17 protein-coding genes are annotated in these 15,458 nt (G+C 41.9%); 9 read left to right on the forward strand and 8 right to left on the reverse strand.

Annotated elements, in window-relative coordinates:
- Nucleotides 1–95 precede the first annotated feature (95 nt).
- Together mepM and znuA are read right to left on the reverse strand one after the other, a co-directional pair.
- On the reverse strand, nt 96–1,418 hold the full coding sequence (mepM, locus tag PR675_RS09380; protein ID WP_154598745.1) for a murein DD-endopeptidase MepM: 1,323 nt from the start codon (nt 1,416–1,418) through the stop codon (nt 96–98).
- A 27-nt stretch (nt 1,419–1,445) separates the two neighbouring features.
- Nucleotides 1,446–2,405, reverse strand: coding sequence for a zinc ABC transporter substrate-binding protein ZnuA (gene znuA / locus PR675_RS09385; RefSeq protein WP_004919466.1), 960 nt, complete (start codon nt 2,403–2,405; stop codon nt 1,446–1,448).
- A 76-nt stretch (nt 2,406–2,481) separates the two neighbouring features.
- Between znuA and znuC the strand changes: the two genes are divergently transcribed.
- The 3 genes from znuC to PR675_RS09400 all read left to right on the forward strand — a co-directional run bounded on the left by znuC (nt 2,482) and on the right by PR675_RS09400 (nt 4,668).
- A complete protein-coding gene (gene znuC / locus PR675_RS09390; RefSeq protein WP_004919464.1) occupies nt 2,482–3,249 on the forward strand; it encodes a zinc ABC transporter ATP-binding protein ZnuC in 768 nt (255 codons plus the stop codon).
- A complete protein-coding gene (gene znuB, locus PR675_RS09395) occupies nt 3,242–4,027 on the forward strand; it encodes a zinc ABC transporter permease subunit ZnuB (protein ID WP_014658292.1) in 786 nt (261 codons plus the stop codon). Before znuC ends, znuB begins: the two co-directional genes overlap by 8 nt.
- A 167-nt stretch (nt 4,028–4,194) precedes the next feature.
- On the forward strand, nt 4,195–4,668 hold the full coding sequence (locus tag PR675_RS09400; protein WP_060560583.1) for a hypothetical protein: 474 nt from the start codon (nt 4,195–4,197) through the stop codon (nt 4,666–4,668).
- A 72-nt stretch (nt 4,669–4,740) separates the two neighbouring features.
- Here PR675_RS09400 and ruvB read toward each other — a convergent pair whose 3' ends face one another.
- From ruvB to aspS, 6 genes are all read right to left on the reverse strand, one after another.
- Nucleotides 4,741–5,751 (reverse strand): Holliday junction branch migration DNA helicase RuvB, encoded by a 1,011-nt coding sequence (gene ruvB / locus PR675_RS09405; protein ID WP_004919456.1) that lies wholly within the window; start codon nt 5,749–5,751, stop codon nt 4,741–4,743.
- Nucleotides 5,752–5,767: 16 nt separating this feature from the next.
- Complete coding sequence (ruvA, locus tag PR675_RS09410) at nt 5,768–6,385, reverse strand: Holliday junction branch migration protein RuvA (RefSeq protein ID WP_004919453.1); 618 nt, start codon at nt 6,383–6,385, stop codon at nt 5,768–5,770.
- Nucleotides 6,386–6,457: 72 nt separating this feature from the next.
- The gene (gene ruvC, locus PR675_RS09415) at nt 6,458–6,979 is read right to left on the reverse strand and encodes a crossover junction endodeoxyribonuclease RuvC (RefSeq protein WP_004919450.1); all 522 of its coding nucleotides are present in this window, start codon (nt 6,977–6,979) and stop codon (nt 6,458–6,460) included.
- A gap of 330 nt (nt 6,980–7,309) precedes the next feature.
- Entirely contained in the window at nt 7,310–8,053 is a 744-nt protein-coding gene (locus tag PR675_RS09420) for a YebC/PmpR family DNA-binding transcriptional regulator (RefSeq protein ID WP_004919448.1), read from the reverse strand.
- A 30-nt stretch (nt 8,054–8,083) separates the two neighbouring features.
- Nucleotides 8,084–8,515, reverse strand: coding sequence for a dihydroneopterin triphosphate diphosphatase (nudB, locus tag PR675_RS09425; RefSeq protein ID WP_169342169.1), 432 nt, complete (start codon nt 8,513–8,515; stop codon nt 8,084–8,086).
- Between the two features lie 10 nt (nt 8,516–8,525).
- A complete protein-coding gene (gene aspS / locus PR675_RS09430; protein WP_053110887.1) occupies nt 8,526–10,298 on the reverse strand; it encodes an aspartate--tRNA ligase in 1,773 nt (590 codons plus the stop codon).
- A 573-nt stretch (nt 10,299–10,871) separates the two neighbouring features.
- Between aspS and PR675_RS09435 the strand changes: the two genes are divergently transcribed.
- The 6 genes from PR675_RS09435 (at nt 10,872) to PR675_RS09460 (ending at nt 15,175) form a co-directional block, all read left to right on the forward strand.
- Complete coding sequence (locus PR675_RS09435; RefSeq protein WP_004919443.1) at nt 10,872–11,192, forward strand: DUF4377 domain-containing protein; 321 nt, start codon at nt 10,872–10,874, stop codon at nt 11,190–11,192.
- 152 nt (nt 11,193–11,344) lie between these two features.
- Nucleotides 11,345–11,749, forward strand: coding sequence for an NUDIX hydrolase (locus tag PR675_RS09440; RefSeq protein ID WP_004919442.1), 405 nt, complete (start codon nt 11,345–11,347; stop codon nt 11,747–11,749).
- Nucleotides 11,750–11,904: 155 nt separating this feature from the next.
- Entirely contained in the window at nt 11,905–12,303 is a 399-nt protein-coding gene (locus PR675_RS09445) for an MAPEG family protein (RefSeq protein ID WP_004919441.1), read from the forward strand.
- A gap of 132 nt (nt 12,304–12,435) precedes the next feature.
- On the forward strand, nt 12,436–13,191 hold the full coding sequence (gene cmoA, locus PR675_RS09450; protein WP_004919440.1) for a carboxy-S-adenosyl-L-methionine synthase CmoA: 756 nt from the start codon (nt 12,436–12,438) through the stop codon (nt 13,189–13,191).
- Nucleotides 13,188–14,159 (forward strand): tRNA 5-methoxyuridine(34)/uridine 5-oxyacetic acid(34) synthase CmoB, encoded by a 972-nt coding sequence (gene cmoB / locus PR675_RS09455; protein WP_004919439.1) that lies wholly within the window; start codon nt 13,188–13,190, stop codon nt 14,157–14,159. The genes cmoA and cmoB overlap by 4 nt, the downstream gene beginning before the upstream one ends.
- Before the next feature lie 209 nt (nt 14,160–14,368).
- Nucleotides 14,369–15,175 (forward strand): hypothetical protein, encoded by an 807-nt coding sequence (locus tag PR675_RS09460; RefSeq protein WP_060560582.1) that lies wholly within the window; start codon nt 14,369–14,371, stop codon nt 15,173–15,175.
- The last annotated feature ends 283 nt before the right edge of the window (nt 15,176–15,458 follow it).

Below are 15,458 nucleotides of genomic sequence, written 5' to 3' on the forward strand. Positions count from 1 at the left end.
GAACTGTTCGCGCTCTTTTATAGCTTAAAATGATAATAAGTGAAAGCGTTACAAAGAAAGCTGGCAGATACACTGTACCTGCCAGTAATGAAGAGTTAATTGAGTTTTAACTGTGGTTTAGTTTCTTTAACCATGGCTAAGTACTCTTTACGTTCTTTACCAGTTAAACCACCTGAACTCGGTAATTTCGCTGTCAATGGGTTAACCGCTTGTTGGTTGACCCACATTTCAAAATGCAGATGTGGTCCTGTTGAGCGCCCTGTATTACCAGAAAGTGCAATACGATCACCCCGTTTAACTTTTTGCCCTGGCTTCACCAGTAATTGGCGTAAATGCATGTAGCGCGTGGTGTACTGACGCCCATGACGAATCGCGATAAAGTTCCCCGCGGCTCCGCTATATTTCGACACAATCACTTCACCATCACCTACTGCAAGCACTGGGGTACCCACTGGCATTGCAAAATCCACCCCTTTATGCGGTGCTACACGCCCTGTTACTGGGTTAACTCGACGTGGGTTAAACTGTGATGATACTCGGAACTGCTTGGCTGTTGGGAAACGCAGGAAACCTCTTTCTAAACCATTACCTTCGCTATCGTAATATTTACCATCTTCAGCACGGAAAGCATAATAGTCCTTCCCACCACTACGTAGACGAACACCGATCAACTGGCTTTGTTCACTACGTCCATTAAGCATTTCACGGCTCATTAACACGGTGAACTTATCGCCTTTTTTCAGTTTACGGAAATCAATTTGCCATTGAAGTGCTTTTATCACTTCACGGCCTTCACTGCGTGTTAAACCTGCTTGGCTGGCACTTTGCGCAAAACTGCCGTTTACCACCCCCGCAAGGACGCTATTTGTCCATTCACCTGAACGGATCTCTTTCTTTTCTTCAAATTTATTTGTGCTACCAACACGGGTGTACACACGGGTCTCACGACGAGAAACTTCCCATGTTAAAGTGTCGAGCTCCCCCTGATCGGTCAGGCTCCAGTTTAGCGTTTGACCAATTTTTAGATTACGCAACGCTTTATGTTGATTAGCTAACGTCGCCACATCACCTGATTCAATACCGAATTGAGTCAGTATGCTAGTGAGGTTGTCGCCGCTTGCAACAACATATTCATGGGGGATTGGCGCACCATCCGTTTCACCGTCAGTGCTATCAGCGACGCCTTCATCAGGAAGTTGCTCGCTACTATCTTGAATAATATCATCAGTTGCATCAGTCAAAGGTACAAATGCAAGAGGAATAACGGTATCGACTGAACCTTCAGTATCTGTGTTAGTTGATGGTAAATGCGCTGGCCGCCAAATCGCGACGGCCAATGTTGCTACTGTTAATGTTCCTAACATTATTTTGTGAGACTTGGACAGGCTACCGTAAACCTGCGCAAGCCCTTTAGCCATTTGCTGCACTAAACAATTCCTTCTTGTTTAATTCAGGCAGCTCGCGTATTGCTTAGACAGTTGCGTTAAAAACTGCATATAGCTATCTGGTCCTATTTCCAGCCCGCTACCTAGCGGGTCGAGAGTTCCCATTTTGACTCCCGTATTTTTTGCTACGCTCTCTATGACGGCTGGCCTGAATTGGGGTTCAGCAAAAACACATTGTGCTTTATGCTCAACCAATTGAGTTCGTATTTTATGTAATTTCTGTGCACCAGGCTGAATTTCCGGGTTTATCGTAAAATGCCCCAAAGGAGCCAACCGATAGTGTTTTTCAAAGTAGCCGTAGGCATCGTGAAAAACAAAATAGCCCTTGTTTTTGGCTGGTTCTAAAATATTAACAATTTTCTTATCGTTTTGCGTCATTTTTTCATTGAATTTACGAAGGTTTACGTCCAGCTTATCTTTTTGGTCAGGATAAAGCACTACTAAACGATCGTGAATGTCTAACGCAGCCTGTTTTGCAATCTCGGGCGACAGCCAAATATGCATATTATACTCACCGTGGTGGTGATGTTCGTGATCCTCATCATGATTAGCTTCATCACCCTGTTCATGGTCATGCGCCTCTTCCTCATCCCCTTTCATCAGCAAGGGAATAATATTTGCTTGTTCTGCCAGCGCCAGACGTTTATCCTGTGGTAACGTCTTGAGTGGCTTATCTAAAAACATCTCCATATCGGGGCCTACCCAAACAAAAAGATCTGCCTGTTTAATTTTCCTCAAATCAGAAGGTTTAAGCGCATAATCATGGGGTGATGCACCATCTGGCAGCAAGACCTGAGTATCAGTCACACCATCAGCGATACCCGCGGCAATAAAGGCAAGTGGGCGAATAGAGGTCACAACATCCGCCTTTGCCGCAGTGACCAACGTTGTGCTAAGGACAGATGCCGCAACGGCGCCTAAAATAAATTGTCGGGCATTGAATTGAGATTTATGTATCATAGACGTCTTTTTCCGTGATTTTAATTTTGAAATGTTATAATATAACACAACATGAATTCTGCAAGATGTTTTTCACATGCAACCATTACTGAATTTAAATAAAATTTCCGTTTCTTTTGGCGAGAAACAGGTGCTCAAAGACGTCAGCTTTACCTTAAATAAAGGCGATATTGTCACTTTGTTAGGCCCTAATGGCGCGGGCAAATCGACAATTGTTCGGGTCGTGCTAGGACTGTTAGCGCCGACTACAGGTATCATTGAGCGAGCCGCTTCACTGTCTATTGGCTATGTTCCACAAAAATTACATTTAGACGCCACCTTACCATTAACCGTAAAGCGTTTTTTAATGCTAAAACCTGCTGTTCGTTCAGACCAACTGTTACCTGCTCTTGAACGTGTTAAAGCCGCCCATTTATTGACACAGCCAATGCAGAAACTGTCTGGTGGCGAAACACAGCGTGTGTTATTAGCACGTGCTTTATTGAATAAACCCGACCTTTTGGTTCTGGATGAACCCGCTCAAGGGGTTGATGTGAATGGGCAAGTCGCACTTTATGACTTAATTAACCAATTACGCACAGAGCTTGGTTGTGCTGTACTTATGGTGTCTCACGACCTGCATTTAGTCATGGCGAAAACGGATAAAGTATTATGTATTAATGGGCATATTTGCTGTTCAGGGACACCCGATGTTGTATCGAACCACCCTGAGTTTGTTGCGATGTTTGGCTATCGTGGCGCATCACAACTCGGCGTTTATCGCCACCATCATAACCATCAACATGATTTAGAAGGTAACGTTGTGGCTCCTCATATTCATAATAAGGAGTGCCGTCATGATTGAGTTACTGTTACCCGGTTGGATTGCGGGGATGTTATTGGCGATTGCTGCCGGCCCGTTAGGATCCTTTGTGGTATGGCGTCGCATGTCTTATTTTGGGGATACCCTTGCACACGCTTCTTTATTAGGTGTGGCATTTGGCCTATTGCTGAATATCAACCCATTCTATGCCGTAATTGCTGTCACTTTGCTGCTGTCTTTGATTTTAGTGTGGTTAGAACGACGCCCTCAGCTGGCTGTTGACACCTTATTAGGCATTATGGCTCATAGCGCCTTATCCCTCGGTCTCGTCGTTGTCAGCTTAATGGCCAATGTGCGTGTTGACCTAATGGCATACTTATTCGGGGATCTCCTTTCGGTTAATTACGAGGATATTATCACTATCTTTATTGGTGTGATTGTAGTCTGCGGCTTACTTTGCTGGCGCTGGCGGGCGCTGCTTTCCATGACGGTTAACCAAGAGCTCGCTTTTGTTGATGGTGTCAATATTCAACGCCTACGTCTGCTACTGATGTTAGTCACTGCATTGACCATTGGGATCGCAATGAAATTTGTCGGTGCGCTAATTATTACATCTTTATTAATTATCCCTGCCGCCACAGCACGCCGTTTCGCTAAAACACCAGAGCAAATGGCACTGATCGCGATTTTAATTGGTATGTTATCGGTGACAGGAGGCCTCACATTCTCCGCGTTTTACGATACGCCAGCCGGCCCTTCAGTGGTCTTAACCGCTGCAATCTTGTTTGCCTTTAGCTTATTAGTCAAAACGAAAAATTAATACCGACTGAGGCTTTTCTCTTACCGCTCAATAGGTGATACCCCATTGAGCGGTTTTATTTTATATCAACTTCACACTTTTGCTATTTTCAGTCTTAACCATCTCGTTAATTAAAATAAAAAATAAATACTTAATACTCTAATAATATTAAGTATCAAGGTATCGAAATGAATAAAACATTACTTGGGATGGTTATAATTGGGGTATCTGCAACACCAGTGATGGCCGCAGAATTTACCTGCCAACTGGAGAATAAAAAGTATGTTAGCTTGATAGTCGACCCGGGGAAAACACCACAATATCGATACGGAACTTTGGCTAAGCCAGAGATAACCTTACCGCTTAATGAAAAAGGAGCGAAAAATATTTTTGTTGGGCAAGGACATTTTATTGCTGGTGAATCTCTATATATTCGTTTTCAAAATGGCCCATACAGCTATTTGTTGTATCAAGGCGAGGGGCGCGGCTGGGCATTTAAGGGATTAGCTGTTTATAAAAATAACAAGTTAATCAATAAGAAAGAGTGCCAAAATTGGAATTCATTTGATTTATACGATATTTTAAATTATCAGATTCGTACAGATCCAGCATTAGAGTTATATGATTCCCCTTACTCATTTGATCCTAATTCAAATGAGTAAATGATCGTGTAGCATCATATTCCCCCTTTATTTTTCCTATCCGTAAAGGGGGAAATTTCTGACATTAAGCACTTAAACTTCTTTCGGAGTTAAACCAAAGTGTAGATAAGCGTGAGCTGTTGCCATCCGACCACGAGGAGTGCGCTGGATAAAACCTTGTTGGATCAAAAATGGCTCTAAAACATCTTCGATGGTTTCCCGCTCTTCACCAATAGCCGCTGCAAGGTTATCAACCCCCACAGGTCCACCCATAAATTTATCAATAATGGCGACTAACAGTTTCCGGTCAAGGTAATCAAAACCCGCGGCATCGACGTTCAACATATCGAGTGCTTGGCTAGCAATTAGCTCATTGATGCTGCCATCACCTTTGACTTGTGCGAAATCACGTACACGGCGTAATAAACGGTTAGTAATACGCGGTGTACCTCGCGAGCGCATGGCGACTTGTCTAGCCCCTTCTTCACTAATTTCTACACCCATAAACTGAGCGCTACGTTTCACAATGTATTGCAAATCATCGACATTATAGAATTCAAGGCGCTGCACAATACCAAAACGATCACGTAATGGTGAAGTTAAAGAGCCAGCCCGTGTTGTTGCCCCAATTAAAGTAAAAGGCGGTAAATCAATTTTGATCGAGCGCGCTGCTGGCCCTTCCCCTATCATAATATCAAGTTGATAATCTTCCATTGCGGGATACAAGATCTCCTCAACAACGGGAGATAAGCGGTGGATTTCATCAATAAATAACACATCATGCGGCTCTAAGTTGGTGAGCATCGCCGCTAAATCCCCTGCTTTCTCGAGTACTGGGCCGGAGGTCGTCCGTAAATTTACCCCCATTTCATTCGCGACTATCCCTGCAAGCGTGGTTTTACCTAAACCTGGGGGGCCAAAAATTAATAGATGATCAAGAGCATCACCTCGTAACTTAGCCGCCTGAATAAAGATTTCCATCTGCTCTTTAACTTGTGGCTGCCCGATATACTCATTGAGTAATTTAGGGCGGATCGCGCGATCAATCGCTTCTTCCTCATCATGGATCACTTCAGCAGAAATTAGGCGATCAGCTTCAATCATCGTTATTTTCTCTCAATCAAAGTGCTGCACGTAATGCATCACGGATCAATGACTCACAATCACTGTCTGGCTTAGCCACTTTGCTGACCATACGACTGGCTTCTTGTGGTTTATAACCTAAAGCGACCAGTGCGGTTGCCGCCTCCGCTTCAATATCAGCGCGGCTTGATACTTTGACATTGACATCCGGCAGCTTAATATCACTGTGTTGGTTAAACAGATCACCATTGAGGCCTTTAAAGCGGTCTTTCATTTCAACGACCAAGCGTTCAGCCGTTTTTTTACCAATTCCCGGTAATTTAACCAATGATGAAATCGCTTCTTGTTCGATAGCAGAAACAAACTGTTGAGCCGACATCCCTGATAATATCGCTAAAGCCAGTTTAGGCCCAACACCATTCACTTTAATCAGCTCTTTGAATAGTGCACGCTCTTGTTTGTCATTAAAACCATACAATAATTGCGCATCTTCACGCACCACAAAATGGGTAAATACAATGGCTTCTTGACCGATTTCGGGTAATTCATAAAAGCAGGTCATTGGCATATGGACTTCATAGCCAACACCTTGCAATTCTAACAAAACAATGGGGGGTTGTTTTTCTAATACAATACCGCGTAAACGACCTATCACCTTGAAGCCCTCAGTTTATTTTATTGATAGCGCTGTTTATACCATAAAAAAGGCTGGACGTATATCCAGTCACTATCTTAATCGCCCACGCGTTAACACTAAGCGAGGATCGCCAACACGAAGCAAATTCTGATTAAAATGACAATGCGTTATGGCAATCGCTAAGGCATCCGCTGCATCTGATTGAGGATTAGCAGAAAGTTTAAGTATCGATTTAACCATATGCTGTACTTGGCTTTTTTCCGCGGCGCCTGTACCGACAACGGTTTGCTTCACTTGCCGCGCAGCATATTCAAACACAGGAATATTTTGATTAACACCTGCTACAATCGCTACACCACGAGCTTGGCCCAATTTCAAGGCTGAGTCGGCGTTTTTTGCCATAAACACTTGTTCAATTGCTAATACATCGGGTTGGTATTGAGTGATAATTTCCGAGACTCCCGCATAAATACGTTGCAGACGGCTTGGTAAATCATCAACCTGAGTACGAATACAACCACTTCCTAAATAAAAAAGTTGCCTGCCTTGTTGGCGGATAACACCATAGCCCGTTACACGTGAACCGGGGTCTATACCTAAAATAATCGCCATATCAAAGCCTATTAATATCCATTATTACTTTTAATATCATCTTATCTGTATCTTTCCGCGGCGACAATACTCATGCCGTGCCTTAATAATCGTATTGATAAGCGACTATGACTAGCGAGTCTCTCTAAGCTGAGATAAAAAAGCACAGAAATAGCCTATTTCCCAATATCATTAGGCCAAAAAAACAGACAGGAAAGACAAAATGCACAAAAGCGCTAGATGGCAAACCAGTAAGCCACGCAGAGTAGATAAAGGAGCAGCTATTATTAGAGATGCGTTAGAGAAAACAGGCTGAATTCAGCCCGCTTTCTCTACGCGAGTGATAGCTGATTACAGTTGTGCTGCTACTTCGTCAGAGATATCACCGTTATGATAAACTTCCTGCACGTCGTCAGAATCTTCCAACATATCGATTAGGCGCAGTAATTTAGGTGCTGTTTCAACATCCAGCTCTGCTTTAGTTGATGGGATCATCGAAACTTCGGCCGCTTCGCTAGTAAAGCCAGCTGCATCCAGAGCATCTTTCACTTCACCAAAAGTTTCTGGTGTGGTGTAAACGTCGATAGCGCCATCGTCATAAGTTTCAACATCTTCAGCGCCCGCTTCTAATGCAGCTTCCATCAAGGCATCTTCATCAACGCCCGGTGCATAAGTGATAACGCCACGCTTAGTAAATAAGTAGGAAACTGAACCATCTGTTCCGAGGTTACCGCCTGTTTTGGTGAAAGCATGACGCACTTCAGAAACGGTACGATTACGGTTATCACTCAAACATTCAACCATCACCGCTGTGCCGCCTGGGCCATAGCCTTCATAAATGATAGTTTCCATATTATCGTTTTCATCATTCCCAACACCACGCGCAATTGCGCGGTTTAAAGTATCACGGGTCATGTTGTTCGATAATGCTTTATCCACAGCAGCACGCAAACGCGGGTTAGTAGCAGGATCACCGCCCCCTAAACGCGCCGCTGTCACCAGCTCACGGATAATTTTAGTAAAAATCTTACCGCGCTTAGCATCTTGTGCCGCTTTACGGTGTTTGGTGTTGGCCCATTTACTATGACCTGCCATGAAATATCTCCAAAAACGTCAATAAAATAATTAAATAGCAAATTCTAAAATAGCTTGACGGTTACTCCAAGATTTCGTTAATTCCGCCGCTTTCTGCGGTGGAACCCAACAAAACTCAGTATGCTCCGTCAAAAGTGGTACTTGTTCAACACGCAGTACCATTTTAAACCAGTGCTCTTTGCAATGTGTTACACCGGGAGCATAACGATGCCTGAAATGCGCAAAAATTTCAAAAGTGACTTCACGCGCCAAGTCATACAGTTGCCCCTCTTGGGGGAGGAAGCCCGTTTCTTCACGGACTTCCCGCATTGCGGTTTCAAACGCACCTTCATGATCTTCTAAGCTACCCGTTACGGATTGCCAAAAATCGGGATCATCTTTGCGCCGTAGCATAAGCACATTACCGCTGCTTTCAGCGGTAATGATCACTAACACCGACTCTGGGCGTTTAAAACTATTCATGTCGAATAAATTAGTCTTCAGCGTTTTTTGCATCAACTGAAATAGCTAATTCTGTTAGTGCATCTGGATTCGCTTGGCTTGGTGCACTAGTTAGTAAACACGCCGCAGCCGTTGTTTTAGGGAATGCAATAACATCACGAATATTATCAGTTCCCGTTAATAGCATGACTAAACGGTCGAGACCAAACGCCAAACCGGCATGTGGCGGTGTACCGTATTTTAATGCATCTAGCAAGAAGCCAAATTTCTCACGTTGTTCGTGTTCATTAATACCTAGAATATTAAACACGGTTTGTTGCATTTCGCTACGATGGATACGCACAGAGCCACCACCGACTTCATAGCCATTGATGACCATATCATAGGCATTAGCAACAGCTTCTTCTGGGTTTTTGGCCAGATCTTCCGGTGAATAGTCACGTGGTGAAGTGAATGGGTGGTGCATTGCACTTAGGCCACCTTCGCCATCCTCTTCAAACATTGGGAAATCAATCACCCAAAGTGGCTTCCAGCTATTTAAGTCTGTCAGTTCAAAATCACGACCTACTTTCAGTCGCAATGCCCCCATTGAATCGGTCACAACATTTTTTGCTCCTGCACCAAACAGCAGAATGTCACCGTCAGCGGCCTCTGTTCTTTCAAGAAGTTGGTTAATAACGTCTTCATTTAAGAACTTAGCGACAGGGCTTTGAATACCTTCTAAACCTTTTGCACGTTCGTTTACTTTCATCCATGCTAGCCCTTTGGCACCATAGATGCTAACAAATTGACCATACTCATCAATCTGTTTACGAGTCATGACAGCACCGTTAGGCACTTTCAATGCCACAACACGGCCTTTTGGATCGTTCGCTGGCCCTGAAAAAACGGCAAACTCGACATTTTTAACGATATCAGCTACATCCACTAATTCCATTGGGTTACGTAGGTCAGGTTTATCTGAACCGTAGCGACGCATTGCCTCTGCGAAGGTCATTATTGGGAAATCACCGAGATCAACACCTTTAACGTCCAACCATAATTGGCGGATCATGCGTTCCATGATTTCACGTACTTGTTCTGCCGTCATAAATGACGTTTCGACGTCGATCTGGGTAAATTCAGGCTGACGGTCTGCACGCAAGTCTTCATCACGGAAACATTTAACGATTTGATAATAGCGGTCAAAGCCAGACATCATCAGCAATTGTTTAAACAATTGTGGTGACTGTGGCAACGCATAAAATTTACCTTTATGCACACGGCTTGGCACTAAGTAGTCACGAGCACCTTCTGGCGTTGCCTTGGTCAGCATTGGCGTTTCGACATCGATAAAGCCTTCTTTGTCCATAAAGTTACGGACGAAGCTGGTAATTTTTGCGCGAGTGCGTAAGCGCTCTGACATTTCAGGGCGACGTAGGTCAAGATAGCGGTATTTTAAGCGGCGCTCTTCCGTATTAGATTGGTTGCTATCTAACGGCAGTGGCTCTGATTTATTAAAAACGTTGAGATCTTCAGCAAAGATTTCAATTTCCCCCGTCGCCATGTCTTTATTTTTTTGGTTATCTGGGCGAGCGCGGACAGTTCCTGTAATTTGTATACAGAATTCATTACGCAATTCCGAAGCTTTTTCAAAGAGGTCTTTGCGCTCAGGGTCGAAAAATACTTGCACGACACCTTCTCGGTCACGCATATCGATAAAAATCAAACCACCCAAATCACGACGGCGGTTTACCCATCCACAAAGAGTGACCTTTTGGCCTTCATGAGCAATGTTTAACTGCCCACAATAGTTAGTACGCATACAATATCCTTTTTTACTCAGCTTGTTGTGCATTTTACTTGCTGCGGAAATTTGGCATTTTGCTGAACATTCAGAATGTCAAAAAGGCAGACATTATACAGGAAATTCTGTTGCACAAACAGTTACGTATTAGCGGACACAGCTAATATTTTTGTTTTTAATCATCTTTTAATCGATTAAAAGTTAATCGAAACACGTAACGATGACTGTACATGGCTATAAACAGAATTTATGACTGTTGGTGATTTTAAGTGACTCCGCGAATTATGTACATATTGCAAGGCGGGTTTATTTAATTGCGTTATTCTGTTTCATGACCGCAACATAGACAATGGTGTTTGCGTTATCCATTATCCTTACGCGCTCGAAACAAAATGATGCTTAATTTTCAAACAAAATAGATAATTAGGTTATTCTAGCTCATCACTGCACGACGATGAATGTGATAACAAACAAAAACCTATTTAACTGCATACGAGCAAAATAATTGTTCAATTTGAATTGATTTAAGAATAATTACCTGCTGTTATTTATTATAATCATACTTATTTGAACTGCATATAAGGCCATCCGATGAAAAAAAGTCTCTTCGTTTCTTCTCTATTTCTACTGCTTGTAGGCTGCCAAACCGTGAAACCTGCTGATAACACAAAAACTTTTTATATTGATTCAACATTGGCTGATTGCGTTGGTGTTGCTCCCATGAAATGTATGAAAGTCAAACAAGCCCCAAATGCCGAGTGGGAATTTTTTTATGGCAATATCCAAGGGTTTGAATATGAACCAGGCTACCAATACACTTTGAAAGTCAAACAATTTGACGTTGCTAATCCGCCTGCTGATGCCCCAAATGTCAGATATGAGTTAGTTGAAATTATTAATAAAGCCAAATAATTCATATAAAATTTTATATTACCCATTAGTGGAGCATGATTCTGTCTACTAATGGGGAACCATACAAAACCCATTGTTTTCATTATATTTGAGTAATATTATTAACATCACATCATAGTGGCCCCAACACTTAAAACAAAGAGTTAAAGGCAATGGACAATAAAATTATCGATAAGTTAGGCTTAATTACACTTGTTGACCGCAAAGTAGCAATGGTTCGTTCTCATAATAAGACACTCTTCTATATTCCGGGCGGAAAGCGCGAACCTAACGAAAGTGATGAACAAGCCTTATGTCGAGAAATTGAAGAAGAGTTAACCTTAACCTTACATAAAGATTCTCTTCAATTTTATGATGAATTTATTGGCGCTGCTGATGGTAAACAAGATGGAACTCAGGTACGTATTCGTTGCTATTTTGCGCATTATAATGGTACCCCTCGCCCTGCCGCAGAAATTGCGGAGCTTGCTTGGTTTGATAGCCATGACCTAGCAAAATGTTCAGCCACTGCTGCGATCATTATGGCGAAATTACAACAAGATGGCCTAATTAATTAAGTTAATCACCAACAGATTACGTTGTTGTGGAGCCTTAATTTAAGGGTAAACTAATTAGACATTATACTATTAGTAAATTTTACTAATATCTATTAATATAGTGAATAGTTTTAATCAATCAGTGAATCAATTTGGTTAAGCAATGGAGTGAATAAATGGTCAGCTCTCTGTATGCTGTACTGGGCGCTTTGTTACTACTTAAACTATCGTTGAATGTTGTGAAGCTCAGAAATCAATATCGAGTATCTTATGGTGATGGGGGTTTCTATGAGCTACAAACAGCGATTCGCGCTCATGGTAACGCTATAGAGTACATCCCCATTGCTTTGATATTATTGCTTTTTATGGAGATGAACGGCGCGCAGGTTTGGATGATCCACTTATGTGGCTTAGTTTTAATCGCAGGGCGTATACTCCACTCTTATGGCCTGAAAAATCATGATATCTCTTATCGTCGCTCAGGCATGGCGGCAACCTATATTGCCATGACATTGATGGTTATCGCCAATATCTATTACCTACCTTGGATCCAAATTTTTTCCTTCAATCTTTAATTTTTATTATCAACGCGGCACTTTATTTAAGTGTCGTAAAACTTTTATTGCTGTTTTGACTGATTGATTTTCAGGTTACGCGCCTTTTCTGCTACAATCCGCAACTACTTTTGTTTTACATACACAGATCTTATGTCAAGTCAGGAATCCAACAATAAAGACAGCCTCTTTAGCGCTCCGATTGCCAACTTAGGTGATTGGCAATTCGATGAAAAAGTTGCCGAAGTCTTTCCCGATATGATCCAGCGCTCGGTGCCGGGTTATTCAAACATTATCACGATGATTGGGATGCTAGCTGGGCGCTTTGTCACCGAAAACAGCCGTGTCTATGATCTTGGTTGCTCATTGGGAGCAGCAACGCTGTCAATTCGCCGCAATATTACCGCGCAACATTGCCAAATCATTGCTGTCGATAATTCACCTGCAATGGTTGAACGTTGCCGTCGTCATATTGACGCTTACAAAGCCGCAACGCCCGTCGAGGTTATCGAAGGTGATATTCGCGATATCCCTATTGAAAATGCATCGATGGTGGTACTCAATTTTACGTTGCAGTTCCTTAATCCTAATGACCGCCAACAGCTATTAACTAAAATTTATCAAGGCCTCAAACCCGGCGGTATCCTTGTGCTGTCAGAAAAATTCAATTTTGAAGACAAAGAGATTGGTGAATTGTTATTCAATATGCATCATGATTTTAAACGTGCAAATGGTTATAGCGAATTAGAAATCAGCCAGAAACGCAGCATGTTAGAAAATGTTATGCTGACCGACTCTGTTGAAACACATAAGTTACGGTTAAAACAAGCCGGCTTTACGCATTGTGAAGTATGGTTCCAATGCTTTAACTTTGGCTCCTTATTAGCACTTAAAGAGGCACAGTTATGATTGATTTCGGGCGCTTTTATCAGCAAATTGCAACAGGCCCTTTAAGTCATTGGCTTGAAACATTACCCGCTCAACTTAGCGAGTGGAAAAACTCGCAATTACACGGTGGATTCAAATCATGGGAAAAAATGTTAGAAAATTTACCCATCATGACCCCCACCCAACTCGATTTAAAAAATAGCGTAACTGCGATACGTGACCCTGAATTATCCGCAGGGGAAACTCGCCGTCTTAATAGTATTCTTGAGCAATTAAAACCCTGGCGTAAAGGCCCTTTCTCTCTATACGGCATCAATATCGATACGGAATGGCGCTCTGATTGGAAATGGGATCGGGTTTTACCTCACATCTCCCCTTTAAAGGATAAAATGATCCTTGATGTGGGTTGTGGTAGTGGTTACCACATGTGGCGCATGTTAGGCGAAGGCGCCTCATTTGTCGTCGGGATTGATCCTACACAGCTGTTTCTTTGCCAATTTGAAGCGGTTAGGAAATTACTGGGCGATGACCAACGCGCTCATTTATTACCATTAGGCATCGAACAGCTCCCCGCACTTAATGCCTTTGATAGCGTATTTTCAATGGGAGTACTCTATCATCGTCGTTCTCCTCTTGACCACTTATGGCAGCTAAAAAATCAATTAGTCAGTGAAGGCGAGCTAATTTTAGAAAGCTTGGTTGTTGAAGGGGATGAGTTCCAGTGCTTAGTACCCGGTGACCGTTATGCACAAATGCGTAACGTTTACTTTATTCCATCGGCTAAAATGCTTAAAGTTTGGTTAGAAAAATGTGGTTTTGTCGATGTGCGGATCGTTGACCAAGCCGTCACCACAGTTGAAGAGCAGCGCCGTACTGAGTGGATGAAAACGGATTCATTAGCAGAATTTCTAGACCCTAATGACTCAACAAAAACCATCGAAGGTTACCCTGCTCCATTACGCGCTATCCTCGTTGCACGTAAACCCTAAAATCATCGAATAAGGGTGACTTGTTTCACTCTTATTCTTTTCTCAATTTATTCTCCGTATTTTTAAATCTGTAGTTGCCCAAATAGTAATATTACATTTATCAAACCCTGCAAACATTTTATCTCTCAATATTTATTGATATAATATACTTATACAAAAATTAAATAGCGGTTAGCCTTTATTAATGACAGACTCATTTGGATACGATCATGAAACTGCCCCATTTTTTTATTTTTCCTCTCTCTTTTCTCTTATTCGCTTGCTCCCCCCCAGAAAATAAAATTCATACTGCAATAAAAAAAGAGATTGCCACACATTATCCTGATCCTGACTCAATACAATATAAAGATATTGTTGTTCATAGGAATGCCGATGAAGCCATCGTTTGTGGTGAGTTTAATGCAAAGAATAATCAAAATGAATTTATGGGGTTTAGGCCATTTATTAGTGAAGTCTATATCGGTGACGATATCGTAATTAACTCTGTTCGTGTTGGCAATCGCATCCGTAAAGACAGCTTTCCTGCCTTAGTTTGTGAGCACGGCGGTTATGAGGGTGGTATTAAAGCGCAGAACCTTCAAAATAAAGCGTTTATAGATAATATGAATGGGTTAGCTCAAATCGAAAACTATATTAACGATTCATCAGTCGGTAATCGAGTGAGAGCTCATCTCATTAATAGAGCAAAAGAGATTTACGACAATGAATTAAGCCCTGAAACACTCAAGGTCGTTGACTCAACAGAAGGACGTTTGGTTACTGTTGTTGCCTATAAAAAAGGTGATGATGTCTATTTTGCTTCCATACTGAATCAAAAGATCTATGAGTTAGAGCCTATAAAAAATTCCGTCGTAAAATATATCCATGGGGCTGAAAAAGATAAGAACCTCGTTGTATTAGGAAATTATACGACTGAAGATAACGGTGAAAAACCCTCAAAGCTGCTACCATTGGCAATTGAGATCCTAGAAAATGGTGTTTCTTATGCAAACGCTGTTTTTCCAGCCAAATCCTAGTTCAAGGTAATTTTATTGGGCACGTTATTATCTTATTTTCTATAACGGCCCAATCAATTTACGTGTATTTATGGATAAAGAAGATTATCTTATACGCGGTTTCTTATGCCTTATTACCTCGAGAAAAACAGCATATAACTGTTCTCTTTAAAGCGCGAAACTATTCCCCTTTTTAATATCTTATCGATATTGCCTTATCATTTAATTCTTATTTAGCATGATCTCTAAAATGACTTTGAATACTGTTTTATGGGTAAAAGGCTATATTGAACGATTTATTACT

Source organism: Providencia sp. PROV261, assembly GCF_028477945.1.
Lineage (GTDB): Bacteria > Pseudomonadota > Gammaproteobacteria > Enterobacterales > Enterobacteriaceae > Providencia > Providencia stuartii.

Bases quoted from the DNA above. Each gene is read 5' to 3' on its own strand.
- mepM (WP_154598745.1), bottom strand. From the start codon at position 1,418: ATGGCTAAAGGGCTTGCGCAGGTTTACGGTAGCCTGTCCAAGTCTCAC.
- znuA (WP_004919466.1), bottom strand. From the start codon at position 2,405: ATGATACATAAATCTCAATTCAATGCCCGACAATTTATTTTAGGCGCC.
- znuC (WP_004919464.1), top strand. From the start codon at position 2,482: ATGCAACCATTACTGAATTTAAATAAAATTTCCGTTTCTTTTGGCGAG.
- znuB (WP_014658292.1), top strand. From the start codon at position 3,242: ATGATTGAGTTACTGTTACCCGGTTGGATTGCGGGGATGTTATTGGCG.
- PR675_RS09400 (WP_060560583.1), top strand. From the start codon at position 4,195: ATGAATAAAACATTACTTGGGATGGTTATAATTGGGGTATCTGCAACA.
- ruvB (WP_004919456.1), bottom strand. From the start codon at position 5,751: ATGATTGAAGCTGATCGCCTAATTTCTGCTGAAGTGATCCATGATGAG.
- ruvC (WP_004919450.1), bottom strand. From the start codon at position 6,979: ATGGCGATTATTTTAGGTATAGACCCCGGTTCACGTGTAACGGGCTAT.
- PR675_RS09420 (WP_004919448.1), bottom strand. From the start codon at position 8,053: ATGGCAGGTCATAGTAAATGGGCCAACACCAAACACCGTAAAGCGGCA.
- nudB (WP_169342169.1), bottom strand. From the start codon at position 8,515: ATGAATAGTTTTAAACGCCCAGAGTCGGTGTTAGTGATCATTACCGCT.
- aspS (WP_053110887.1), bottom strand. From the start codon at position 10,298: ATGCGTACTAACTATTGTGGGCAGTTAAACATTGCTCATGAAGGCCAA.
- PR675_RS09435 (WP_004919443.1), top strand. From the start codon at position 10,872: ATGAAAAAAAGTCTCTTCGTTTCTTCTCTATTTCTACTGCTTGTAGGC.
- PR675_RS09440 (WP_004919442.1), top strand. From the start codon at position 11,345: ATGGACAATAAAATTATCGATAAGTTAGGCTTAATTACACTTGTTGAC.
- PR675_RS09445 (WP_004919441.1), top strand. From the start codon at position 11,905: ATGGTCAGCTCTCTGTATGCTGTACTGGGCGCTTTGTTACTACTTAAA.
- cmoA (WP_004919440.1), top strand. From the start codon at position 12,436: ATGTCAAGTCAGGAATCCAACAATAAAGACAGCCTCTTTAGCGCTCCG.
- cmoB (WP_004919439.1), top strand. From the start codon at position 13,188: ATGATTGATTTCGGGCGCTTTTATCAGCAAATTGCAACAGGCCCTTTA.
- PR675_RS09460 (WP_060560582.1), top strand. From the start codon at position 14,369: ATGAAACTGCCCCATTTTTTTATTTTTCCTCTCTCTTTTCTCTTATTC.